Origin of the sequence: Angustibacter luteus (assembly GCF_039541115.1) — a bacterium.
Taxonomy (GTDB): domain Bacteria; phylum Actinomycetota; class Actinomycetes; order Actinomycetales; family Angustibacteraceae; genus Angustibacter; species Angustibacter luteus.
Genome location: NZ_BAABFP010000007.1, coordinates 439,837 through 464,032, shown reverse-complemented (window position 1 = coordinate 464,032; position 24,196 = coordinate 439,837). Strand labels below are relative to the sequence as shown.

Genomic DNA, 24,196 nt, shown 5'->3' with positions numbered 1-24,196 from the left:
CGCCGGGCACGCCCCGCTGGTCCTCGCGTGGCCGCTAGGCGGCCGGCACGCCCTGCACGACCAGCTCAGAGGCGTCGATGAAGACGCAGCCCGAGGTGACCACGGTGGTGCAGTTGACCCCGAAGTCGCCGGTCTGGGTGCCGAGCAGCACCAGCCGCACGTACCGCACGCCGGACGTCGACCCCGCCGTGAGCGGGACGGTGGCCAGCGTGTGGATCTGCGCCGGCGTGAAGTGACCCGTGGCCGCGACCGTCCACGTGGTGCCGTCGGTGGAGGTCTCGAACCGGTAGTCACCCGTCGATGCCGAGATGTCGTCACCACAGGTGCCGGACGGGTCGACCTGCACGGACGACACGTTGACCGACGCCGGCAGCTGGACGACGGCGTGCACGTCCTGACCGGCCTCGGGCAGGAACGCGGACCAGCCGACGCCCTGCGAACCGTCGATCAGCGCCGCGGCCCCGCACCCGAACGGTGCGCCCGTGTCGTCGTTGGTCTCGGTGATGCTCGCCCCGCCGCTCGACTGGGCCCAGTTGCGGACCACGGCCCAGTTCTGCGTGTTCGGACCCTGGTGCAGCGACAGCGTCTTGACCTGCGGCAGGTAGCCGGGGCCGCCGGCGATCACGTCGGGGTAGCGACCCGGGAAGAACCCGGTGATCGTGTAGTGACCCGTGGCGTCCGTCGTGGCCGCGAGGTCGCCGGCGAAGCCGGAGGCGTGGCCGCCGAAGACGACCGTCGCGCCCTGGACGGGGGTGCCCTGGCCCGCGGAGGTGACGACGCCGTTCAGGCTGGCGTTCGGCGTGCCCGTCGGCGGGACCTGGAAGTCCTCGACGGGAGCGGTGTCGTTGGCACTCGTCGTCCCCGCGAAGTAGCCCATGCCACGGGTGGCGAACAGCTTCCAGAGCTTCTTGGCGTGGCTCCCGTTGTGCAGCACCAGGTCGGCCTGCAGGATCGAGTTGCGCATGTCGAGCATCGAGGGCTCGGGGGGCGACAGCTCCATCCCGCGGGTCACCAGCGACTCGGTGAGCTTGCTGCCGAGGGCGGTGCGGATGTCCCACAACGTCTCGCCCCAGATCTCGCCGTCCGCGTGCACCTCGGCGCCGCGGCTGCTGATGTGGCCCATGTCGCCGTAGGTGTAGCCGCCGGCTCCGGCGTTCGGCCGGCCCGGGCACGCGGCGTCGACGACGCCCACCGGGCAGTCCAGCGGCTGGGTGCGGATCAGGTCGTTGCCGGTGCCGACGTAGTCGCCGACCCGGACCTCGCCCGGCTTGGCGGTGTCCTTGGCCAGTCCCTCGTTGTTCAGCAGGTCGAACGCGTACCAGTCGGACCACGCCTCACCCATCGCCCCGGACTGCGCCGAGTTCAGCGCACCGGCGCCCGAGGTGTCGGTGACCAGTCGGTTGGACAGGCCGTGGGTGTACTCGTGGAACACGATGTCGGCCTCGTCCGCGCCGCTGACCGCGATGAACGGGTCCTCGTCCGGGTAGCTGGTGCCGGGCTCGTGGAACAGGTACATCTGCATCCGCGGGGACTGCCCGTCCGGCGGGGTGCTCATGTTGGCGTTGTCGATGTGGTCGGCGTCCGGCAGGCCGGCGGCCGTGGACGCGCCGTCCAGCGGCTCGTCGAGCACCGGGTCCCCGCCCTGGCCCTGGCCGCTCTTGTTGACCAGCTGGAAGTTGCCGGCCGCCTCGGTGAAGCCGATCGGCTTGGCCGCCAGGTGGTCGTGGTACTTGTTCACCAGGAAGAAGTTGTTCGTCGCCGTGCGCTGCCGGTTGGCCGCCCACGAACGCGCCGTGCCCGGGTCCCAGGTGCAGATCCACGAGGTGCACGGCGGCTCGTCCGCCGGGAACGCGCGGACCAGCGGGAACTGGAAGCTGTTCGCGCCCTGCGTGGTGACCTCTTCCGCCGCGCCGGCCGCGTTGTCGTCGTTCACGTCGGTGTAGGTGTGCGCGTTGTTGCCGAACAGCGACACCGACCCGGCGGCGAGCCAGCCGGGAGCGCTGAGGTCGACCTTCTTGGCCGTCCCGCCCTTCGGGGCGCCCGGGTAGTTCTCGAACACCAGGGCGGTGGCCGGCTTCGCCTTGGCAGCGGGCGCGTTGGCGTCCGAGCTGAGCGAGATCCGGTACAGCGTGCGCCCGGTCTCGGCGTCCAGGACGTGCAGGGACGGCCTGTCCGCGCCCATGGTCACGACCTGCCAGGCCCGGCGCGTGCCGCCCGGTGACTGGAAGAGCACCGGGGTCGCCTCGTCGCCCTTGGCCGGGGTCAGCGAGCGCTCACCGAGGTCCTTGCGGGCGGATCCGATGGCCGACCTGGCGCTGGCCAGGTCCGGGCCGGAGAGCGTGGCCGGGGCGGACAGGCCGGGGACCGGGGAGCCGAGGACGCTGATCAGTCGACCGTCCTTGGCGACGTTCGCCTTCAGCCCGTTGCCGAACAGGCTAAGGCCACCGGCGGTCTGCTGCCAGGTCAGGTGGTGGGTGCCGGCGACGTCGACGTAGTCCCGGGTCAGGGTCAGGTGCTCGAGGTCGGCCGCGGAGAGCCGGAAGACGCCCGAGTTGGTGCGCACGTAGCCCAGCGCGACGTCCTTGGCCGCGGTCCGGCTCGGGCCGGTCAGGAAGCCGTCGACCTTGGTCACCTGGCGCGGTGTGCCGGTCAGGGCGTCGACATCCAGGACGCCCTGACCGCCCAGCGACGAGCGGAGCTTCTTGACGTCCGTGCGGGCAGCGGCCTTGGCCTCGCGCTGGGTGGCGACGTTGCGCTGGACGCGGGTGCTCGGCACGCGGACGTCGACGTCACCGTCCGAAGCCGCCTTGCCCAGCGCGGTCGAGGCGCCGCTGGACAAGGGCGACGCGGGCCCGGGAGAACCTGCTGCGGCCGCGACGCCGGGGACGAGGACCGTGCTGACGGCCAACGCTCCCGTCGCCACGAGGATCGTGCTGCGATGCCGAACTGCAGGCCTCATGCCCGCCCCCATTCGAGAAGGTCTCCGCGCCGGGTGGGTCCCGGAACGGTCGAACCGCCCGAATAGTTACACTATGGAGGCTTGCGTGCAAGAGATCCCAATAGCGGGATCCGCGAAGGATCTTCCCTGTGGCGCAACGCGCAAGATCGCGGCGAGCACGCGCCACAGGGGGCGCGTGCTCACCGCGATCTTGGGTGGACCGCTTCAGTCGGTGGTCGCGACCGGCGGACCGGCCGGAGCGGACGCCCGACGACGCCGCCGGGGGGCCTTCGCCACAGGAGCCTGCGTCACCGGCGCCTCGGCCACCGGAGTCTCTTCAGCCACCGGAAACTGCTCGGCAGACTGCCCCTCCGTCTCAACGGCCTGGACGTCCGCAGGCTGGGCCTCGGCAGGCTGTGCGTCGGGCTGCGCCTCGGCAGGCTGCGCCTCGGCAGCCTGGGCCTCGACCTGCTCACCTTCGGGGTGCTCGTGGTCGTGGTGGTGTGCGAGCGAGGCGACGAGTCCGGCCGGGATCGGCTGGCGGGGCGGCGCCGGCGGCTGGGCCGGTGCGGCGGGCTCGGCGTCCTGGCCCTTGCCCCGACCGCGGCGCGAGCGGCCGGAACCCTCACCCTTGGCGCCGCGGTTCGCGTCACCCTTCCCGCTCTCCCCCCGACCGCTGTCACCGCGGCCGCTGTCCCCGCGACCGCTGTCGCCCTTGTCGGACTCACCGCCGCCCTTGCTGCCGTTGCTCTTGGACTGCACGGGGTCGGCGTGCACGATGATGCCGCGGCCGTTGCAGTGCTCGCACGACTCGCTGAACACCTCGAGCAGGCCCTGTCCGACGCGCTTGCGGGTCATCTGCACCAGACCCAGCGAGGTGACCTCGGCGACCTGGTGCTTGGTGCGGTCGCGGCCCAGGCACTCCAGCAGACGGCGCAGGACGAGGTCGCGGTTGGACTCGAGCACCATGTCGATGAAGTCCACGACGATGATGCCGCCGATGTCTCGCAGCCGGAGCTGGCGGACGATCTCCTCCGCTGCCTCCAGGTTGTTGCGGGTGACGGTCTCCTCGAGGTTGCCGCCGGCGCCGGTGAACTTGCCGGTGTTGACGTCGACCACGGTCATGGCCTCGGTCCGGTCGATCACCAGGGAGCCGCCGCTCGGCAGCCAGACCTTGCGGTCCATCGCCTTCGCGAGCTGCTCGTCCACGCGGTGGGCCGCGAACACGTCGTCCTCCGACGTCCACTTCGACACCCGCTCGGCGAGGTCGGCGGCGACGGAGTCGACGTACGGCTGGACGACGTCCCAGGCCGAAGCACCGCTGACCACGAGCTTGTTGAAGTCCTCGTTGAAGACGTCGCGGATGACCCGGACCGTGAGGTCAGGCTCGCCGTGCAGCAGCTTCGGCGCGGACCCGCCCGCCGACGACTTCGACTTCTTCTCGATGGCCTCCCACTGCGCGGTCAGCCGCTCGACGTCACGCTGCAGCTCCGCCTCGCTGGCGCCCTCGGCGGCGGTGCGCACGATGACGCCGGCCTGCTCGGGGACGACGGCCTTGAGGATCTTCTTGAGACGAGCCCGCTCGGTGTCGGGCAGCTTGCGCGAGATGCCGGTCATCGAGCTGTTCGGCACGTACACGAGGTAGCGGCCGGGCAGCGAGATCTGGCTGGTGAGCCGGGCACCCTTGTGACCCATCGGGTCCTTGGTGACCTGCACGAGCACCGAGTCGCCGGACTTCAGCGCGACCTCGATGCGCCGGGGCTGGCCCTCGAGGCCGGCGGCGTCCCAGTTGACCTCACCGGCGTACAGCACGGCGTTGCGGCCCTTGCCGATGTCGATGAACGCGGCCTCCATGCTGGGCAGCACGTTCTGCACCCGGCCGAGGTAGACGTTGCCGATCATCGACGCGTTGGTCTCGTTGGCCACGTAGTGCTCGACGAGCACCTCGTCCTCGAGCACGGCGATCTGGGTGCGACCGGCGCGCTCGCGCACGATCATGGTGCGGTCGACGCTCTCGCGGCGGGCGAGGAACTCGGACTCGGTGATCACGGGCTTGCGGCGACCGGCCTCGCGACCGTCCCGGCGACGCTGCTTCTTGGCCTCGAGACGGGTCGAGCCCTTGACCGAGGCGACCTGGTCGTCCGAGGTGCGCGGCTGGCGCACCTTGGTCACGGTGCCCGGCGGGTCGTCCGTGGCGTCGTCCCCAGAGCCGGCGCGACGGCGACGACGACGGCGTCGACGGCTGGAGGCCGAGCCGCCCTCCTCGTCGGAGTCCTCGCTGTCACCGTCCGCCGGTCCGTTCGAGGTGTCCTCGGCGTCCTTGTCGGCGTCCTTCTCAGCGTCCTTGGCGGGAGCCTTGCGGCCCGACTTCTCCGCCGGGTCGGGGGCGTCGGCGGTCGAGCCGTCCTGGCCGGCCTCGGGCGCACCCGACTGACCCGAACCGTCGGCGTCGCCGCCCTCGGTGCGGCCACGGCGTCCGCGGCCACCACGACGGCGGCGCTTGCGCTGACCGCCGCCCTCGCTGGTGTCGTCGCCCTGCTGACCCGCGCCCGTCTCGTCACCCTCGGGACGCTCCGCCTCGGCTTCGTCCTCGATGGCGACATGCTGGGCGGGGTCGCCAGCCGGGGCCCCGCCCGGGCCGGTCGGAGTCGCCGGAGTCGCCGGAGTCGCCGGGCCGGACTCGGTCTCGATGGTGGGGTGGCTGGTCGGCGGGCCAGCCGGGGACGAGGCCCGTCGACGAGAGCGCGGGGCGGGTGCGGCGGACGGGTCCGGCGCCTGGAACAGCAACCCACCGAACCCGGCGGTCGCGGCCACCGCGGCAGCCGCCTCGGCCTCGGCCGACTCATCGGTCTCGTCGGTCTCGTCGGTCTCGTCCGGCTCGACGAGGGCGACGGCCTCGTCCTGCGTCGGCGCGAGCTCGGCGGCCGGCTGGGTCGCCTTCGCGGCCTTCTTGCTGGTCCGCTTGGCCGCCTTCTTCGCGGTCTTCTTCGCGGGCTCGGCGGACGGCTCGGCGGCCGGCTCAGCGGCGGTGGCTCCTGCCGGGGCGTCGCCCGGAACCTCGGACGCGGGCGCGCTGGCGGCCGTCGCCTTCGCCGTGCGCTTGCGCGCGGCCCTCTTCACCGGGGTGGCGGGCTGCTCGGCGTCGCTGGGGGCGTCCGTCGGTGCGTCGGCCGGTGCGTCGGCCGGTGCGTCGGCCGGCGCGTCGGCCTGGACGTCGACGTCCAGGGTCGGCGCGCTCGCCGGGGGCTGGGCCGGCGCGGTGGCCTTCTTGCGCGGTGCGCGCTTGCGCGCCGCCTTCTTGGCGGTGGGCGCGTCGGGCGCGCCGCCCGCGCCGTCGTCCGCTGCGCCTGCGTTCTGCTCAGGTGTGGTCTCGCTCATCCGGGTACTCCCGTCGGCCCCGGGCGCCGTCCACACTTTCCGGCGCCGCACGGGGCGGGTCGCGTCGTCGCGCCGCGGGTGCGGTCACGACGGAAGTCGTGGTGTTTGCGCCCAGCAGTTCGCGCGGTTCGCGCGTGTGCTGCCGAACGCCGGCGAGGTACCCACCAGGACCGAGCTACCGGTCCAGTGCTCGGCCGTGCGGCGGCCCCTCAGGCAGAGTCACCTGGGATGGTGACCGCTGCGCCGGGTCAGCCACCGCGCGAGCGCGGCGGAAAGATCGTCGGGGCGAGCGACAGGTGTGGCTGTCGTTCGACCACGCTCAGTATCGCACACGGGCCCCGGAACGCTCACGAGGCGGCGACGGCCAGCGGGTCGCCGACGACACCGTCGCGGAGCGGACCCTGCCGCAGCCTGGTGGCCTGCGGCGCCTGGTCGGCCACCAACCCGAGCGATGCCAGGGCGACCAGCACCTCCTGGGGACGCACGGTCGGGGTGACGTGCCGCACCACCAGCCGCAGCGTCGGTTCGGCGGGCGCCTCGGCGGGGGCCTCGACCTCGAGGCTGACGACCGGCCCCCGGGCGTCCAGGCTGCGCGGGCCGTTCTTGGTCAGCCGCTCGACGTCCAGCTGCTCGGCCGCGAGGAACGTGGCGACCGCAGCCGTCACGGCAGCCCCGTCGGTGCCCGGCAGCACCACCAGCCACTCGCTGGCCTCGAGCCGGTCCGCGAGCGCGCCGGGAGCGGCCTCCACGACCTGGACGACGTCCAGCCCGTCGGGCAGTGACTCGTCCAGTGCCTGGCGCACGGCCAAGGGGTCGCAGCGCTCGGCCAGCGACAGCTCCACGTACTCGGCCTCACTGGCGGTGCCCGTAGGGGCGGCGTTCGCGAACGAGATCTTGGGGTGCGGGTGGAAGCCCGCGGAGTAGGCCATCGGGACGTCGGCCCGCCGCAGCGCGCGCTCGAGGGCGCGCTGGAAGTCACGGTGGCTGCTGAACCGCAGGCGGCCGCGCTTGGCGTACTGCAGGCGCAGCTTCTGGACGACGGGCGGCGGCGGCGGCCCGTCCGGCTGGCGAGCCACGGCTAGTGCTCGTGCCCGCCGGCGGACGACGCGCTGGCGGCGAGCCGCTGACGTCCTCCACCCGTCGCACCGTTGCCGGTCACGGTGAGGGGCAGCAGCGCCTTGCCGGTGGGCCCGACCTGGATGTCGGTGCCCATCTGCGGGCACACGCCGCAGTCGAAGCACGGCGTCCAGCGGCAGTCCTCCACCTCGACCTCGGACAGCGAGTCCTGCCAGTCCTCCCAGAGCCAGTCCTTGTCGAGGCCGGAGTCCAGGTGGTCCCAGGGCAGCACCTCGGAGAACTCGCGCTCCCGGGTGGTGTACCAGGCGACGTCCACCGGCACGTCCGCCAGCGCGGTCTCGGCGGCGGCCATCCAGCGCTGGTAGGAGAAGTGCTCGCTCCAGCCGTCGAACCGGCCGCCGTCCCGCCAGACCTGCTCGATGACCCGGCCAACCCGGCGGTCGCCGCGGGACAGCAGTCCCTCGACGATGCCGGGCTTGCCGTCGTGGTACCGGAAGCCGATGGACCGGCCGTACTTCTTGTCGGCTCGGACGGCGTCCCGCAGCAGGGCGAGCCGGGCGTCCGTCTCCTCCGCGCCGAGCTGGGCGGCCCACTGGAACGGGGTGTGCGGCTTGGGGACGAAGCCACCGATGCTCACGGTGCAGCGGATGTCGTTCTGCCCGCTGACCTGGCGGCCGGTGCGGATCACGTTGGCGGCCATCTGGCCGATCTGCAGGACGTCCTCGTCCGTCTCGGTCGGCAGGCCGCACATGAAGTACAGCTTCACCTGACGCCAGCCGCTGGCGTAGGCCGCCGAGACCGTGTTGATCAGGTCGTCCTCGCTGACCATCTTGTTGATGACCTTGCGCAGCCGCTCGCTGCCACCCTCGGGGGCGAAGGTCAGCCCGGAGCGCCGGCCGCCGCGGGACAGCTCGTTGGCCAGGTCGATGTTGAACGCGTCCACCCGCGTCGACGGCAGCGACAGGCCCGTGTTGGTGCCCTCGTAGCGGTCCGCCAGGCCTTTGGCGACCTCGGCGATCTCGGAGTGGTCCGCGCTGGACAGCGACAGCAGCCCGACCTCCTCGAAACCCGTTGCGGCCAGGCCCTTCTCGACCATCTCGCCGATGCCCTGCAGGCTGCGCTCGCGCACCGGCCGGGTGATCATGCCGGCCTGGCAGAACCGGCAGCCGCGGGTGCAGCCGCGGAAGATCTCGACGCTCATCCGCTCGTGCACGCTCTCGGCGAGCGGCACCAGCGGCTGCTTCGGGTAGGGCCACTCGTCCAGGTCCATGACCGTGTGCTTGCTGACCCGCCACGGCACGCCCGGGCGGTTCGGCGCGACCCGCTGGATGCGGCCGTCCGGCAGGTAGTCGACGTCGTAGAAGGCCGGTACGTAGACCCCGCCCGAGCGGGCCAGGCGCAGCAGCAGCTCCTCGCGGCCACCGGGCGAGCCCTGCGCCTTGAAGTCGCGGATCACGTCCGTGATGGCGAGCACGGCCTCCTCGCCGTCGCCGACCACCGCAGCGTCCAGGAAGTCGGCCATCGGCTCGGGGTTGAACGCGGCGTGCCCGCCGGCCAGCACGATCGGGTGCTCGTCCGTGCGGTCCACGGCGTGCAGCGGGATGCCCGCGAGGTCGAGCGCGGTCAGCAGGTTCGTGTAGCCGAGCTCGGTCGAGAAGCTGACGCCGAGCACGTCGAAGGCGCCCACCGGCCGGTGCCCGTCCACCGTGAACTGCGGCACTCCGTGCTCGCGCATCAGGGCCTCGAGGTCCGGCCACACGGAGTAGGTGCGCTCGGCCAGGGCGTCGGGCCGCTCGTTCAGCACCTCGTACAGGATCATCGTGCCCTGGTTCGGCACGCCGACCTCGTAGGCGTCCGGGTACATGAGCGCCCAGCGCACGTCGACGTCGTCCCACTCCTTGACGGTGGAGTTCAGCTCGCCGCCGACGTACTGGATCGGCTTGCTCACGCGCGCGAGCAGCGGCTCCAACGCGGTGAACACGGACTCGACCGGCATGACGACGGACCTTCCATGGGTGGGGGACGCCCGGCGACCGTCGGGCCCCACCAGGATAACGCGCTCAGGGCGGACCGGCCCCGCCCCGCGCTCGGCCGTAGCCGGGCGTGCGCGATGATGCGGGCCATGGGTGACCACTGCCCGTGCGGGTCCGGCGACCCGTACGCGGACTGCTGCGGCCGGCTGCACCGCGGGACGTCAACGGCCGCAACAGCCGAACAGCTGATGCGCTCGCGGTACAGCGCGTTCGTCGTCGGCGACCGCGACTACCTGCTGCGCACGTGGCACCCCGCGCACGCGCCGTCCGAGCTGGAGCTGGACGACGCGCTGCGCTGGGTGCGCCTGGACGTCACCGACGTCCGGCGCGGCGGCTTCCTGGACGTCGACGGCGAGGTGGAGTTCACCGCCCACTACCGCAACGACGGGGTGCGGGGCGTGCAGCGCGAACGCAGCACGTTCGTCCGCGAGGGCGGGCGGTGGCTGTACGTCGACTCAGCCGACTGACCACCGACCCGCGTCGTGGCGGGGCTGGGCTCAGCGCGCGCTGGGACGGCGGCGACGTCGTCCGCCGCCACCGGTCGGCTGTCCACCACTCTGGTTGTCGTGGGTGGCACGGCCCGCGCCGCCACCCTGAGCGCGCCCGCGTGACGGGGCGCCGGAACGGGACTGCCCGCCGGACGACGCCTGACCGCTCGAACGACCCTGGCCGGGACGCGACGAGCGCGCAGAACCCTTGCGCTGCACCGGCTGTGCGGCTGGCGCGGCAGCGGCGGGCTGGACGTACTCGGCGGGCGGCCCGGCGAGCTTGCTGAGCAGCTCGTCGCCCGGGACGACGACCGCCTGCTGCGGACGGATGCCGGCCTGACGGGTGAGCGAGCGCACGTCGCCGTGCTGGTCCGGCGTCATGATCGTGACGACGACCCCGGCGGCACCGGCGCGGGCCGTGCGACCCGAGCGGTGGGTGTACGCCTTGTGCTCGGCCGGCGGGTCGACGTGCACGACCAGGTTGATGTCGTCCACGTGGATGCCCCGAGCCGCGATGTCGGTCGCCACGAGCACCTTGACGCTGCCGTCGGAGAACGCGGCGAGGTTCCGCTCACGGGCGTTCTGCGACAGGTTGCCGTGCAGGTCGACAGCCGGGATGCCCGCCGCGGTCAGCTGCTTGGCCAGCTTCTTGGCGGTGTGCTTGGTGCGCATGAAGAGCAGGCTTCGGCCCTGGCCACCCGCGAGGGCGCGGACGACGTCCGGCTTGTGCTCCTTGTCGACCGCGAGCACGTGGTGCTCCATCGCGGCGGCGTCGGCCTTCACCGGCTCGACCGCATGGGTGACGGGGTTGCTGAGGTACCGCTTGACCAGGACGTCGATGCCGTTGTCCAGCGTGGCGGAGAAGAGCAGTCGCTGGGTACCGCGGGGCGTCTTGTCCATGATGCGCTTGACGCCGGGCAGGAAGCCGAGGTCGGCCATGTGGTCCGCCTCGTCCAGGACTGTGACCTCGATCGCATCCAGGACGACGTGGCCCTGGCCCATCAGGTCCTCGAGGCGGCCGGGGCACGCGACGAGGATGTCGACGCCGGCCCGCAGCGCGGAGACCTGCGGGTTCTGGCCGACACCGCCGAAGATCGTGGTGACGTTGAGCCCCAACGCCTTTGCCAGCGGCGTGATGGTTTCGGCGACCTGGGAGGCGAGCTCACGGGTGGGCAGCAGGACCAGGGCGCGAGGGCGGTTCGGACGGCGGGTGCGGCCGCTGCTGGCGAGCGCGGTCACGGTCGGCAGGGCGAAGGCGACGGTCTTGCCGCTGCCCGTCTTGCCCTTGCCGAGGACGTCGCGGCCGGCCAGCGCGTCCGGCAGCGTCTTGGCCTGGATCGGGAAGGGGGTGGTGATGCCGCGCTCGGCGAGCGAGCGGACGAGCCGTGCGTCGACGCCGAGATCAGCGAAGCCGGGCACAGCAGAGGTGGTGTCAGACAAGGGGTACTGCCTCTCGATGAGGTACGGGGTGGCCGTTGATGCGTGGCGACCCGCGACGTCATCGCGGCATACCTGGGCCTCGTGGTGAGGCACTGCACTCGACCGCGGCCAGGTGGGTTCACCGGAGCCGCTACCCACCAGTGTGACAGATCCGCGGCGCCGTTCCTGCCACTGGGCCTCTGGCGGGCCGATCAGGTGAAGCGCGAGCTCATGCCGAGGCGGACGTTCTGCAGCAACCCGATCGCCAGCCAGGACGCGAACATCGAGGAGCCGCCGTACGACACGAAGGGCAGCGGCAGGCCGGTCACCGGCATGATTCCCAGGTTCATCCCGACGTTCTCGAAGACCTGGAAGGTGAACCAGCACACCACCCCGACCGCGACCAGACGGCCGAAGAGCTCCTCGGCCCGGGCCGCGATCAGCAGACCGCGGACGAGGATGAAGCCTTCCAGCAGCAGGATCGTGGCCGCGCCGAGGAAGCCGAGCTCCTCACCCGCGACCGAGAACACGAAGTCCGTCTGCTGGTACGGCACGAACCCGCCCTGGGTCTGCGTGCCGTGGAACAGGCCCTGCCCGTCCAGGCCACCGCTGCCGATCGCGATGCGCACCTGCCGGGTCTGGTACCCGATCCCGCGCGGGTCGACACTGGGGTCGGCGAAGGCGGTCAACCGGTCCTTCTGGTACGTGTCCAGCACGTTGGTGCCCAGCCCGACCGCGATGCCGACGGCACCGACGACGAGCAGCCCGACCACCCAGCGCGCCGGCGCGCCGGAAGCCGCGACGACCCCCACCAGCAGGGCCGCCAGCACCAGCACCGAGCCGAGGTCCGGCTGGAGCATCACCAGGGCCATGGGGATCGCGGCCACCACCAGAGCCAGCGCCACGTCGACGTGCCGCGGCGTGTCGTCCGCATCACGCTTCTCGGCGAGCAGCAGGGCCAGCGCCACCACGAGCGCCACCTTCGCGAACTCCGACGGCTGCACCGAGAACCCCAGCGGCAGCACGATCCACGAGTGCGAGCCGTTGATGGTCGAGCCCAGCGGGGTGAGCACGACGACGAGCCCGATGATGGACAGCACGTAGAGCACGGGCGAGTAGGCGCGCAGGCCGCGGTAGTCGACCAGGGCGACCGCGCCGCCGAGCAGCAGCCCGATGGCGAGGTTCACCAGGTGCCGGATCATCAGCGCGTCGCCCTCGACGCGACGGGTCGCCGACCAGATGAGCAGGGCGCCGATCAGGGACAGCGCGAGAGCAGCGACCAGCAGCCCCCAGTCGAGCCGCACCCAGACACTGCCGTTCTCGCGCGCCCGGCGGGACCGGGTGTCCAGCCAGCCCATGGTGCTCATCGCGAGGCCCTGACCCGCGGGTCGGGCAGGCCCTGGGTCGAGGCGACCGGCCCCTCCGGGGTCTGGATGGTTCCGTCCGGCCTGATCGTCGGCAGGGCGGCCGGCGGGCGGCCACCGGGCAGGGCCGCCTTCGACTTCACGATCCTGTTGCCCTGCACGCCGTAGATCGCGGAGTAGATGTCCCGCACGATGGGCGCCGCGGTGGTGGCACCGGTGCCACCCTGGCTGACGACGACGGACACGGCGTACTGCGGGTTGTTCGACGGCGCGTACGACGAGAACCACGAGGTGGCCTGCTTTCCGTACACCTCGCCGGTGCCCGTCTTGCCTGCCACCGGCACCGGGAACCCGGCGAACACCCCCCGACCCGTCCCTGACGTCACCACGCCGCGCAGGGCGCTCTGCAGGAACTTCAGCACGTCGTGCCGCAGCGGCACGGTCCCCGCCTTCTTCGGCGCGATGCGCTGCACGACCTTGCCCGCGGGCGACACGATCGCCTTGCCCAGGTGTGGCGTCCAGAGCGTGCCGCCGTTCGCGATGGCCGCGTACACCCGCACCATCTGCAGCGGCGACACGCTCACGTCACCCTGCCCGATCGCGAAGTTCGCCGCGTCACCGCCGCGGAACACGTTGCCGTCGGCGCAGTTCTCCTTGGCCAGCTGGGTCAGGAACGCCGCGCGGGACGGGTCGTCCTTCGCGACTTCCGGGAAGCCGCTCTTCGCCTTGCCGCAGTAGTACTTTCGGGTGTCCTCCCAGTACGCCTGCTTCCAGGCCCGGTCCGGGATCCGGCCGGCGACGTCGTCCGGCAGGTCGATCCCGGTGTCCTTGCCCAGCCCAAACGCCTTGGCCATCGCCACGAACGGGTCCCTGGCGTCGCTGTGGTTGTCCGACCCACCCAGCCGCAGCCACGTCTCGTAGGCGAACTTGTAGAAGATCGTGTCGCAGGACACCACGATCGCCTTGTGCAGGTCGATGGTGCCGTACGCCTCGGACTCGTAGTTGTGGAAGGCGCGCTCCCCCACCTGGTACGAGCTGCCGCACTGGTAGCTGCCGTGCAGGTTGTAGCCGCTCTGCACCGCCGCGGGCAGCGAGACCACCTTGAAGGTGGACGCCGGTGGGAACAGGCCCTGGGTCGCCCGGGAGACCATCGGCGTCCCGGCCCTCTCGTCAGTCAGTCCAGCCAGCTCGGTGTCGGTGATGCCGCCCAGCCACACCTTCGGGTCGTACGTCGGCCAGCTGGCCATCGCGACGATCTGACCGGTGCGCACATCCATCACGACCGCCGCCCCGGAGTCGGCCTTGGTCTTCTTTCCACTGCCCCGGTCCGTGCGCTTGCGCGCCTCCTTGATCCCCTTGGCCAGGGCCTTCTCCGTCGCTGCCTGGACCTTCGCGTCGACGCTGGTGACCACGTAGTTGCCGGCGACCGGCTCCGTGCTGGACAGCTCGCCGGTGACCCGGCCGCGGATGTCGACCCCCACGTCGGTGACACCGGGCGACCCGCGCAGGGCCGTGTCGTACTCCTTCTCCAGACCCGCGCGGCCGACCCGGTCCGTGCGCTGGAGCTCGGCTCGCCCCTCACGCGCCGCCGCCGAGCTCGCCTTCAGCTCCGCGTCGGTCACCGGCCCGAGGTAGCCGAGCAGGTGCGCGGCGTTCACTCCGAGCGGCTCGGGGATCGTGCGGACCGCCTGGAGCTCAGCGGTGACCCCCGGGAAGTCCTCGCTGCGCTCCATGATCTGCAGCGCGATGCGCGGGTCGACGTCCTGCGCCACCGGCACCGGCTGGTAGGGCGCACCGTTGAAGCAGATCGGCGCCTTCGGCGCGCCCTTGGTGCCGCACAGCTGGGTGCGTCCCCAGACGGTCGCGAAGGGTAGCCGCAGCGCCGTGGCCAGCCGGGTGATGAGCGCCCTGCCCTCGTCGGCACTGTCCAGCAGCGTCGTCCGGCTGACCGAGACGACCAGCGCGGACCGGTTCGAGATCAGCGGCCGGCCGCGGTCGTCCAGCACCAGCCCCCGCACCGCCGGCGTGACGATCTCGCGCTCGCGGTTGGTCGAGGCGGCCGCCCGGTACCCGTCAGCGCCGACGACCTGGACCGTGAACAGGCGCGCGCCGAGCGTCACCATCAGGGACAGCACGAACACGCCGACGACGAGCAGCCGGGTGCCGCGGCCCGTGGTGCGCTTCACAGCCGCACCGCCTCGGCCGGGTCGCCCTCCACGAGGCGGTCCAGCAGGACCACCACCGGGACCACGACGAGCGCGCCCAGCACCGCGTACAGGACGGACGCCCCCAGGCCGGTCAGGGTGGAACCGATGCTCTCGCGTCCGCTGAGCAGCGGGATCAGGGCCTGCACGGCGCTCGCCACCAGCGCGGCCGCAGCCGCAGCGGTCACCGGCAGCAGCAGGGACCGCTCACCGGGGCGGTGCCAGCGCCCGGCGACCGCACCGGCCAGCGCGTAGGCGACCGCAGTCAGACCCAGCGGGCCGGCCCCCGGCGGCGTGAGATCGACCAGCAGGCCAGCGGACAGACCCGCCACCACACCGGACGCCGGCCCCCCGAGCAGCGCGAGCGCGACCACGACGAGCAGCGTGAGGTCCGGGGTGGCGCCCGGCCAGGACCAGCGGGCCAGGACGCAGACGTTCAGCAGCTGGGCGAGCACCACGAGCCCGGCGGCCAGCACGATGCGGGGGGCGCTCATCCCGCACCTCCGGTCGCGGTCGGGCTGGCCGTCGCAGTCGGCCGGGGAGGCAGCACGGCGTCGCGCGGGTCGGTGCGCGGCGGCTGGACGACGATGCCGACCAGGTCGAGGCGGGCGGGCTCGACGTAGGGGTTCACCTGCCCGGTCCGGGACAGGGTGCCGGGCGCGGTGCGCACCGACTTCACCTCACCCACCGGCACTCCGGGGACGAACGGCGAGCCGCCGGCGCTGCCCAGGGTGACGAGCCTGGCGCCCGGCACCACCTTGGTCTGCGCGTCCAGCAGCTTCAGGCTCATCGGCAGGTCGTCGTTGCCGGACGCGACCCCGATCAGTCCGCTCGCCTCCAGGCGCACGCCCACCGAGAACGTCGGGTCGGTGAGCAGGAGCACGTCGCAGGTCGTCGGACCCACCCGAACCACGCGGCCCACCAGGCCTTGGCCGGACAGCACCGTGAGCTCGGGCTTCACACCGTCCCGGCTGCCCGCGTCCAGCGTGACCATGCGGTGCGAAGCCTGCTCGGACGAGACGGCGACGACCCGCGCGGCGACCACGCGGTACCGCCCCAGGCCGGCTGTCCTGAGCAGGGCGTCGGCCTCCTCGGCGCGGCGCCGGTCGTCCTGGCTGGCGCGCTCCGCCAGCCGCAGCGCGTCGTTCTGCCGGCGCAGCTCGTCCAGCTGCGCGCGGTTGTGCCCGGTCAGCCCGGAGGCGGCGTCCGAGATCGCCCGGGCAGCGCCGGTGACGGCGCCCTCGGCCGGTCCCAGGACGGTCGAGGTGACCCCGCGCACCCGGTCGCCGGCCCCACCGGGTGAGGCGAACACGTCCAGCAGCAGCAGGGCCGCGGTGAGCACGACCAGCGGGGCGAGGATGGCGCGAGAACGACGCGGTGGGCGTCGCGACGGCCGCGGCACTAGGCGTCCAGGCGAGAGCGGCCCGGAGCGGGGCAGCAGATGGCGTTCACGTCGAGCTCGTCACATACGTCGTTCGGGCACGAGCACACGCTGCAGGGCGTCGAAGTCCTCGACGCACCGACCGGAGCCGAGCGCCACCGACATCAGCGGCTCGTCGGCCACGTGGATCGGCATGCCCGTCTCGTGCCGCAGCCGCTCGTCCAGACCCTTGAGCGACGCGCCGCCCCCGGTCAGCACGATGCCGCGGTCCATGATGTCGCCGGACAGCTCGGGCGGGCACTTGTCGAGGGTGGACTTCACGGCGTCGACGATCGCGTTGACGGGCTCCTCGATGGCCTTGCGGATCTCCTCCGCGCCCACCGTGATCGTCTTCGGCAGGCCGCTGACGAGGTCCCGGCCGCGGATCTCGGCGGTGGGCTCCTCGCTCAGCGGGAACGCCGAGCCGATGCTCATCTTGATCTCCTCGGCGGAGCGCTCGCCGAGCATCAGCGAGTACTCCTTCTTGACGTACTGGATGATCGCGTTGTCCAGCTCGTCCCCGGCCACCCGGATCGACTGGGCCGTCACGATGCCGCCGAGACTGATCACGGCGACCTCGGTGGTGCCGCCACCGATGTCGACGACCATGTTGCCGGTCGGGTCCTCGATGGGCAGGCCGGCGCCTATCGCGGCGGCCATCGGCTCCTCGATGATGTAGACCCGGCGGGCTCCGGCGTGGCTGGCAGCGTCCTCGACGGCGCGGCGCTCGACGCCGGTGATGCCGCTGGGCACGCAGATCACGATGCGCGGCCGGGCGAAGCGCGAGCGCTTGTGCACCTTGTGGATGAAGTAGCGCAGCATCCGCTCGGTGGTGTCGGCGTCGCTGATCACGCCGTCCTTCAGGGGGCGGATCGCCTTGATGTAGCCGGGCGTGCGGCCGATCATCCGCTTGGCCTCGATGCCGACGGCCACCATGCGGCCGGTGTGCTCGTCGATGGCGACGACGCTGGGCTCGTCGAGCACGATGCCGCGCCCTCGGACGTAGACGAGCGTGTTGGCGGTGCCGAGGTCGACGGCCATGTCACGACCGATGAAGGACAGGCTGCTCATGTTGGGGGGTACCACGACTTCCGGATCGCTGACTCAGGAGGTTTCGGACGTCATGGTACGTGGTCGCGCTGACGATTCGGACCAGCCGATCAGGCCAGATGGGGGAACCAGATCGCGATCTCCCGCGATGCGGACTCCGGTGAGTCCGATCCGTGGACGAGGTTCTGCTGGACCTTCAAGCCCCAGTCGCGGCCGAGGTCCCCGCGGATCGTGCCGGGCAGCGCCGCGGTGGGGTCCGTGGCGCCGGCAAGCGCCCGGAAGCCCTCGATGCAGCGCTCGCCCTCGATGACGACGGCGACGACCGGGCCGGAGGACATGAACTCGACGAGCGGCTCGTAGAAGGGCTTGCCCTCGTGCTCGGCGTAGTGCTCGGCGAGGATGTCGCGGCCCACGGTGCGCCGGTCCAGCGCGACCAGCTCGTAGCCCTTCCCCTCGATCCGGTGCAGCACCTCACCGGTGAGGCCGCGACGCACGCCGTCCGGCTTGACGAGGACGAGGCTGCGCTCGGTCATGGGGCACCTTCCGTGGGGGTCGCTGGATCGCGGTCAACCCTAGCCGCCGCCAGCCGCTGGGCCGTGATCGCGTCGGCCTGGGCGCCGAAGTGCAGCGCGGCGAACCAGATGCCGCCGAACAGCAGGCCGACGACGAACATCATCGGCACCCAGAACCCGCTCAGCACGAGGAGCACCTGGACGGCCCAGCCCAGCAGGTACCCGGTCCGGGAGCGCAACAGCCCCGCGGCGAGCAGGCACAGCACCGCCGTCCCGCCGGCGACGATCCCGAGCGTGCGCCCGGACACGTCCGACAGGTCCTTGGCGACCAGCGACGCGAACCCGACGACGAAGACCTCGCCGACCAGCACCATCGCCGCGAAGGACCGCCGCAGCGAGCGGGGCTCCGCCGAAGGGACGTCGTCGCTCACCGCAGCCCCAGGAGGGTCCGGACGTCGGCGGCCATCGTCACCGAGCCCGTGGCCAGCACGCCGGCGCCGAGGTCGCCGTTCCGCTCCGCGAGGTCCACGGCCATCCCGAGGCCCTCGGGCAGGTTGCGGGCGACGTGCACGCGGTCCTCACCGAAGACGTCCCGGGCCACCTCAGCGAGGTCGTCGGGGTCCACCGAGCGCGGGGACGACGTCCGGGTGACGACGACCTCGTCCAGCACGGGCTCGAGCGCGGCGAGGATCCCCTCGGGGTCCTTCTCGCTGAGCACGGCGACGAGGCCGACGAGTCGGGTGAAGGCGAACGCCTCGTCCATGGCGTCCGCCACGACCTGGGCACCGGCCGGGTTGTGCGCGGCGTCCACGACGACGGTGGGGCTGCGTCGGACGACCTCGAGCCGGCCGGGTGAGTCCATGTCCGCGACAGCCGTGCGGACGACGTCCGGGTCGAGCCGTTCCTGACCGCCTCCGACGAACGCCTCGACCGCGGCGATGGCGGTGACCAGGTTGTGCGCCTGGTGCTCGCCGTGCAGCGGGAGGAAGAGGTCCTCGTAGTCGCCGCCCAGCCCGCGGACGCTGAGCAGCTGCCCGCCCACAGCGATCTCGCGGGACAGCAGGCCCACCTGCTGGCCATCGAGGACGACGTCCGCCCCCACCTCGCCGGCACGGGCCAGCAGGACCTCGGCGGCGGGTCGGGTCTGCTGCCCGAGGACGGCAACCGCACCGGCCTTGATGATCCCGGCCTTCTCGGTGGCGATCTGCTCGACCGTCGACCCGAGCAGCCGCTCGTGGTCGATCGCGATCGGCGTGATCACGGCGACCTGGCCGTCGGCGACGTTGGTGGAGTCCCAGGTGCCGCCGAGGCCCACCTCGAGCACGGCGACGTCGACCGGGGCGTCCGCGAACGCCGAGAACGCCATCGCCGTGAGCACCTGGAAGTAGTTGATCTGCGGTTCGCCCGCGTCGGCGCAGCGCTGGTCGATGATCTGCAGGTAGGGGGCGATGTCGTCCCAGGCCGCGACGAAGCGCTGCGGGCTGACCGGCTCGCCGTCGAACGCGATCCGCTCGCGGATGTCGGACAGGTGCGGGCTGGTGAACCGGCCGGTCCGCAGGCCGAGCTCACGCAGCAGGCGCTCGATCATCCTGGACGTCGACGTCTTGCCGTTGGTACCGGTGATGTGCACGACCGGGATGGTGCGCTGGGGGTCGCCCATGAGCTCCATCAGCTGGGTGATGGCCTCGATGGACGGCTCGATCTGGTTCTCGGGGGTGCGGGCCAGGATCGCCTGCTCGACCTCGACCAGGCGGGTGGTCACCTCTTCGTCGTCCGGCACGGGGAAAGCGTACGGGGGTTCGAGGTCGGCCCCCCGCACGGCCCGGAACTCGACCTCCCCGGCCGCCCGACACCGCCGGATCGTGGCAACCCCGCATCACGGGCGATGCGAGGTTGCCACGATCGGCCAGGAACTAGTCGGCCTGGCGCTCCACCTGGACGCGCACCCGCAGCCCGTCGCCCACGCTCGCCTCGGTCACACCCTCGCCGAGCCCGAGCGCCTCGACGTCCGCGGACACCCCGACCTGCACGGCCAGCGTCTCCGACATCAGCAGCCCCTGGTGCTCGGTGAGCGCCTGCCACACCGCGTCGTCGCCGGCGACCGTCAGCCGGATCCGGTCGCTGACGTGCAGTCCGGCGTCCCGACGCGCCTGCTGGACGACGCGGATGACGTCGCGCACGACCCCGACCGCCTCGAGCTCGGGCGTCACCTCGGTGTCCAGGACGACGAACCCCTCGCGGGGCAGCACCCCCACCGCCCGGTGGTCGGACTCCTCGCCGCCGGCCACGACGGTCTCCACGACGTACTCCCCCTCGACGAGCGCGAACCCGCCCGAGGTCACCGTGCCGTCGTCCGCCACCGACCAGTCGCCGGACTTGCTGCCCCGGATGGCGGTCTGCACGTCCTTGCCGAGGCGCGGCCCGGCGGCCCGCGCGTTGACCGTCAGCCGTTGCGTCACGCCGAACTGCGACTCGCCGGCGTCGTCGAGACCGAGCAGCCGCACCTCGCCCACGTTCACCTCGTCGGCGACCAGCGCCGCGAAGTCCGACAGCGCCGCCGCGTCCTCGCCGACCACGGTCAGCGCGGGCAGCGGCAGCCGGACCCGCAGCTGCTCGGCCTTGCGCAGTCCCAGGGCCACGGAGCAGACCTCACGGGTGCGGTCCATCGCCGCGACGAGCGCTTCGTCGGCGGGCAGGTCGGTCGCGTCCGGCCAGTCGGTCAGGTGCACGCTGCGCCCCCCGGTCAGCCCGCGCCAGATCTCCTCCGACGTCAACGGCAGCAGCGGAGCCGCGACCCGGGTGAGCACCTCGAGCGTCGTGTACAAGGTGTCGAAAGCCCCTGCGCTGACCGAGTCGTCCTCACCCCAGAACCGCTCGCGCGAACGCCTGATGTACCAGTTGGTCAGCACGTCCAGGAAGTCGCGCACCGACTGGCACGCCGCGCTCACGTCGTACACGTCGAGCTGGCCCTGCACGACGGACACCAGGTCGCGCAGCTTCGCCAGCAGGTACCGGTCCAGCACGTCGTCCGACGACGTCGACCACTTCGCGTCGTAGCCCGCTCCCCCGCCGAAGGCGTTGGCGTACAACGAGAAGAAGTACCAGGCGTTCCAGAGCGGGATGAGCACCTGGCGCACGCCGTCGCGGATGCCGCGCTCGGTCACCACGAGGTTTCCCCCGCGCAGCACCGGCGACGACATCAGGAACCAGCGCATCGCGTCGGAGCCGTCGCGGTCGAAGACCTCTCGCACGTCCGGGTAGTTGCGCAGGCTCTTGCTCATCTTGCGACCGTCGTCGCCGAGCAGGATCCCGTGGCTCACGCAGCTGCGGAACGCGGGACGGTCGAACAGCGCCGTGGCCAGCACGTGCATCGTGTAGAACCAGCCGCGGGTCTGCCCGATGTACTCGACGATGAAGTCGCCCGGGTAGTGGTGCTCGAACCAGTCCGCGTTCTCGAACGGGTAGTGCACCTGGGCGAACGGCATCGAGCCGGACTCGAACCAGCAGTCCAGCACCTCCGGCACCCGGCGCATGGTCGACCTCCCCGTCGGGTCGTCCGGGTTGGGCCGGGTCAGCTCGTCGATGTACGGCCGGTGCAGGTCCTCCGGACGCACGCCGAAGTCGCGCTCCAGCTCGTCCAGCGAGCCGTACACGTCGACCCGCGGGTACGTCGGGTCGTCCGACGTCCAGACCGGGATCGGGCTGCCCCAGTAGCGACTCCGGCTGATCGACCAGTCGCGGGCGTTCTCCAGCCACTTGCCGAAGGACCCGTCCTGGATGTGGTCGGGCACCCAGGTGATGTTCTGGTTGAGCTCGACCATCCGGTCGCGGAACTGGGTCACCTTGACGAACCAGCTCGACACCGCGCGGTAGATCAGCGGCTGGTCGCAGCGCCAGCAGTGCGGGTACGGGTGGTCGTAGGACTCCAGGCGCAGCAGCAGCCCTGCGTCGCGCAGGTCGCCGGTGATCGCCTTGTTCGCCTCGAAGACGTGCTGCCCGGCGTACGGCGGCACCTCGGCGGTGAACTCGCCCTTGGCGTCCACCGGGACGACCGGCTCGATGCCGGCCGCGTCGGTGACGACCTTGTCCTCCTCACCGAAGGCCGGTGCGATGTGCACGATGCCGGTGCCCTCGTCGGTGGTGACGTAGTCGGCCTCGAGCACCTGGTGGGCGTTCTCGCGCCCGGCGAAGAAGTCGAACGGCGGGGTGTAGCGACGGCCCAGCAGGTCGGCGCCGGTCAGCCGCTCGACCAGCCGACCGGTCTCGGCGGCGTGCTCGACGTCGCGCAGCCCGAGCTCACGCTCGTAGTGCCCCAGGCGGTCCGCGGCCAGGACGACGCGCTCGCCGGCGAACGCACCCTCGGCGGGGCCGGTCACCACGACGTAGTCCACAGCCGGGTTCACGGCAGCGGCGAGGTTGCTCGGGAGCGTCCACGGGGTCGTCGTCCAGATCAGCGCGTACTCGCCCGTCTCCAGCTTCAGCCCGACCGTCACCGCCGGGTCCTGACGCTGCCGGTAGACGTCGTCCATCCGGGTCTCGGTGTTCGACAGCGGGGTCTCGCAGCGCCAGCAGTAGGCCAGCACGCGGAAACCCTCATAGATCAACTCCTTGTCCCACAACGACTTGAACGCCCACATCACCGACTCCATGTAGTCGGTGTCCAACGTCTTGTAGTCGTTGTCGAAGTCGACCCACCGGGCCTGCCGGTTGACGTACTCCTCCCAGTCCTTGGTGTACGCCAGCACCGAGGAGCGGCAGATGTCGTTGAACGTCTCGACGCCCATCGCCTCGATCTCGGACTTGTGGTGGATCCCGAGCTGCTTCTCGGCCTCGACCTCGGCAGGCAGGCCGTGGCAGTCCCAGCCGAACCGGCGCTCGACCCGCCGGCCGCGCATCGTCATGTAGCGCGGGACGACGTCCTTGACGTAGCCGGTCAGCAGGTGGCCGTAGTGCGGCAGACCGTTGGCGAACGGCGGCCCGTCGTAGAAGACGAACTCGTTGCTGCCGTGCTCGCCGGCCTCGCGCTGCTCGATGCTCGCGCGGAAGGTGCCGTCGGCGTCCCAGTAGCGCCCGATGCGCTCCTCGACCGCCGGGAAGCGTGGGCTGGCGGGCACCTCGGCGGTGCCGTGGTCATCGGGGCCGACCTTGGGGTACGTCATCGGTGCCTCTCGCGGGTGCGCTCGTCACTGCTGCCCACGAGGACGACGTCGGCCGGTTGGTCCGGACGGCACCGCGGTACCACCTCGCTTGCCCGTCCACCTGCTCGGCGGGCCACTCGTCGCCGGCTGGGGTGCGGGCCGGTCCGCCCGGTTCTACCAGGCACCCGAGGGCGCCGTTCTTCCGGAGGCTCCCCGGTGATGGCCGGATCAGTGCCTGCCCTCCATCGTAGCCACCACGGCCGCCTGGTCGAAACCGACTTGTGCGCACCTCCGGGACGCGGAACCTCCGTCGACGGCGACCAACCCCGCGATCAAGATCCACGGTGGAGCGGCCGAAAGACCAAGGGTGAGCACCAACGACCCGTTCCCGCCGCCCCCCGCCGGACAGCCGGCCAACCAGTTCGGGACGCCGTCCAGCCAGTTCGGCACACCGTCCAGCCAGTTCGGGACGCCGTCCAGCCAGTTCGGCACGCCACCCGGCCAGTTCGGCGCGCCCGCCGGGCCCGCCCAACCGACCCCGTTCGGCTACGCGGGCGCTCCCGCCGCTGGCTGGGGCTCACCGCCCGCGCCGGCCAAGCGCGGTCTCACCGGCCCCACGCTGGTCGCCCTGGCGCTCGGGCTCGCTCTGCTCGTCGGTGGCGGGCTCGCACTGCGGTACTACGTGTTCCCCGACCTGTCCAAGCCGATCGACCTGCCCGCCGTGGCCGCGGGCCTCGCGCAGAACGCCGGCACGGGCACCAACAGCGTCACGATCCAGGCCAAGGACGGCGACGGCCGCGCCCAGGCGATGGCGGTCTACGCCGACGAGCAGACCCGCCCGACGACCGTCGTGCTGCTGATGGCCGGGCGGGGGGTCAAGGGAAACAAGGACTTCGACCTCCCGACGACGATGCAGGTGTCCAAGGTCGGCAAGCTCACCTGCACGGCTGAGACGGACTCCGCCACGCTCCTCGGCTCGGCCCCGCAGGCCTCCGGCTCGCTCAAGGTCAGCGGGCTGGCCACCGGCGCGGTGTGCTGGCGCACGAGCCGTCACCTGACGCTGATGGCCGGCGCGTTCTCCGCCAACGGGTCCGCGCGGGTCACCGCGATCCAGGCCGTGAACGACGCCTGGCGCGCCCAGTAGGTCCCAGCCGCTCGTCCCAGGAGAAACCCGG

At 72.0% G+C, this 24,196-nt stretch carries 16 protein-coding genes; 2 read left to right on the top strand and 14 right to left on the bottom strand.

Translation table 11 applies throughout. From position 1 onward, the window contains the following. Positions 1-34: 34 nt before the first annotated feature. The 4 genes from ABEB17_RS16265 to ABEB17_RS16250 all read right to left on the bottom strand — a co-directional run bounded on the left by ABEB17_RS16265 (position 35) and on the right by ABEB17_RS16250 (position 9,389). Positions 35-2,959, bottom strand: a complete 2,925-nt coding sequence (locus tag ABEB17_RS16265; RefSeq protein ID WP_345717774.1) for a M36 family metallopeptidase — start codon at positions 2,957-2,959, stop codon at positions 35-37. A 204-nt stretch (positions 2,960-3,163) separates the two neighbouring features. After that, on the bottom strand, positions 3,164-6,316 hold the full coding sequence (locus ABEB17_RS16260; protein WP_345717773.1) for an Rne/Rng family ribonuclease: 3,153 nt from the start codon (positions 6,314-6,316) through the stop codon (positions 3,164-3,166). A 347-nt stretch (positions 6,317-6,663) separates the two neighbouring features. Continuing rightward, entirely contained in the window at positions 6,664-7,392 is a 729-nt protein-coding gene (locus ABEB17_RS16255) for a TIGR03936 family radical SAM-associated protein (protein ID WP_345717772.1), read from the bottom strand. A gap of 2 nt (positions 7,393-7,394) precedes the next feature. Continuing rightward, on the bottom strand, positions 7,395-9,389 hold the full coding sequence (locus tag ABEB17_RS16250) for a TIGR03960 family B12-binding radical SAM protein (protein ID WP_345717771.1): 1,995 nt from the start codon (positions 9,387-9,389) through the stop codon (positions 7,395-7,397). A gap of 126 nt (positions 9,390-9,515) precedes the next feature. On the opposite strand from ABEB17_RS16250, the gene ABEB17_RS16245 reads away from it, so the two are divergent. Continuing rightward, the gene (locus ABEB17_RS16245) at positions 9,516-9,893 is read left to right on the top strand and encodes a YchJ family protein (protein WP_378227146.1); all 378 of its coding nucleotides are present in this window, start codon (positions 9,516-9,518) and stop codon (positions 9,891-9,893) included. Between the two features lie 30 nt (positions 9,894-9,923). Here ABEB17_RS16245 and ABEB17_RS16240 read toward each other — a convergent pair whose 3' ends face one another. The 10 genes from ABEB17_RS16240 to ileS all read right to left on the bottom strand — a co-directional run bounded on the left by ABEB17_RS16240 (position 9,924) and on the right by ileS (position 23,042). Further along, positions 9,924-11,354, bottom strand: coding sequence for a DEAD/DEAH box helicase (locus ABEB17_RS16240; RefSeq protein ID WP_345717770.1), 1,431 nt, complete (start codon positions 11,352-11,354; stop codon positions 9,924-9,926). A 191-nt stretch (positions 11,355-11,545) separates the two neighbouring features. Further along, on the bottom strand, positions 11,546-12,700 hold the full coding sequence (gene rodA / locus ABEB17_RS16235) for a rod shape-determining protein RodA (protein WP_345717769.1): 1,155 nt from the start codon (positions 12,698-12,700) through the stop codon (positions 11,546-11,548). Continuing rightward, positions 12,697-14,883 (bottom strand): penicillin-binding protein 2, encoded by a 2,187-nt coding sequence (mrdA, locus tag ABEB17_RS16230; protein WP_345717768.1) that lies wholly within the window; start codon positions 14,881-14,883, stop codon positions 12,697-12,699. The genes rodA and mrdA overlap by 4 nt, the downstream gene beginning before the upstream one ends. Beyond that, entirely contained in the window at positions 14,880-15,395 is a 516-nt protein-coding gene (gene mreD / locus ABEB17_RS16225) for a rod shape-determining protein MreD (protein ID WP_345717767.1), read from the bottom strand. The genes mrdA and mreD overlap by 4 nt, the downstream gene beginning before the upstream one ends. Next, a complete protein-coding gene (gene mreC, locus ABEB17_RS16220; RefSeq protein ID WP_345717766.1) occupies positions 15,392-16,243 on the bottom strand; it encodes a rod shape-determining protein MreC in 852 nt (283 codons plus the stop codon). The genes mreD and mreC overlap by 4 nt, the downstream gene beginning before the upstream one ends. Positions 16,244-16,363: 120 nt before the next feature. Then, positions 16,364-17,383 (bottom strand): rod shape-determining protein, encoded by a 1,020-nt coding sequence (locus ABEB17_RS16215; protein WP_345717950.1) that lies wholly within the window; start codon positions 17,381-17,383, stop codon positions 16,364-16,366. A 98-nt stretch (positions 17,384-17,481) separates the two neighbouring features. Next, positions 17,482-17,904, bottom strand: a complete 423-nt coding sequence (ndk, locus tag ABEB17_RS16210) for a nucleoside-diphosphate kinase (protein WP_345717765.1) — start codon at positions 17,902-17,904, stop codon at positions 17,482-17,484. Further along, positions 17,901-18,314: a DUF4233 domain-containing protein gene (locus ABEB17_RS16205; protein ID WP_345717764.1), complete on the bottom strand. Its 414-nt coding sequence runs from the start codon at positions 18,312-18,314 to the stop codon at positions 17,901-17,903. Before ABEB17_RS16205 ends, ndk begins: the two co-directional genes overlap by 4 nt. Beyond that, entirely contained in the window at positions 18,311-19,663 is a 1,353-nt protein-coding gene (locus ABEB17_RS16200) for a bifunctional folylpolyglutamate synthase/dihydrofolate synthase (RefSeq protein ID WP_345717763.1), read from the bottom strand. Before ABEB17_RS16200 ends, ABEB17_RS16205 begins: the two co-directional genes overlap by 4 nt. 133 nt (positions 19,664-19,796) lie before the next feature. After that, positions 19,797-23,042, bottom strand: coding sequence for an isoleucine--tRNA ligase (ileS, locus tag ABEB17_RS16195; RefSeq protein ID WP_345717762.1), 3,246 nt, complete (start codon positions 23,040-23,042; stop codon positions 19,797-19,799). Positions 23,043-23,388: 346 nt separating this feature from the next. On the opposite strand from ileS, the gene ABEB17_RS16190 reads away from it, so the two are divergent. Next, a complete protein-coding gene (locus tag ABEB17_RS16190; protein WP_345717761.1) occupies positions 23,389-24,165 on the top strand; it encodes a hypothetical protein in 777 nt (258 codons plus the stop codon). The last annotated feature ends 31 nt before the right edge of the window (positions 24,166-24,196 follow it).

What these genes read in the sequence shown, in the direction of transcription:
- ndk (WP_345717765.1), bottom strand. Translation starts at nt 17,904, where the DNA reads ATGACCGAGCGCAGCCTCGTCCTCGTCAAGCCGGACGGCGTGCGTCGC.
- rodA (WP_345717769.1), bottom strand. Translation starts at nt 12,700, where the DNA reads ATGAGCACCATGGGCTGGCTGGACACCCGGTCCCGCCGGGCGCGCGAG.
- mreD (WP_345717767.1), bottom strand. Translation starts at nt 15,395, where the DNA reads ATGAGCGCCCCCCGCATCGTGCTGGCCGCCGGGCTCGTGGTGCTCGCC.
- ABEB17_RS16245 (WP_378227146.1), top strand. Translation starts at nt 9,516, where the DNA reads ATGGGTGACCACTGCCCGTGCGGGTCCGGCGACCCGTACGCGGACTGC.
- ABEB17_RS16260 (WP_345717773.1), bottom strand. Translation starts at nt 6,316, where the DNA reads ATGAGCGAGACCACACCTGAGCAGAACGCAGGCGCAGCGGACGACGGC.
- ABEB17_RS16265 (WP_345717774.1), bottom strand. Translation starts at nt 2,959, where the DNA reads ATGAGGCCTGCAGTTCGGCATCGCAGCACGATCCTCGTGGCGACGGGA.
- ileS (WP_345717762.1), bottom strand. Translation starts at nt 23,042, where the DNA reads ATGACGTACCCCAAGGTCGGCCCCGATGACCACGGCACCGCCGAGGTG.
- ABEB17_RS16250 (WP_345717771.1), bottom strand. Translation starts at nt 9,389, where the DNA reads ATGCCGGTCGAGTCCGTGTTCACCGCGTTGGAGCCGCTGCTCGCGCGC.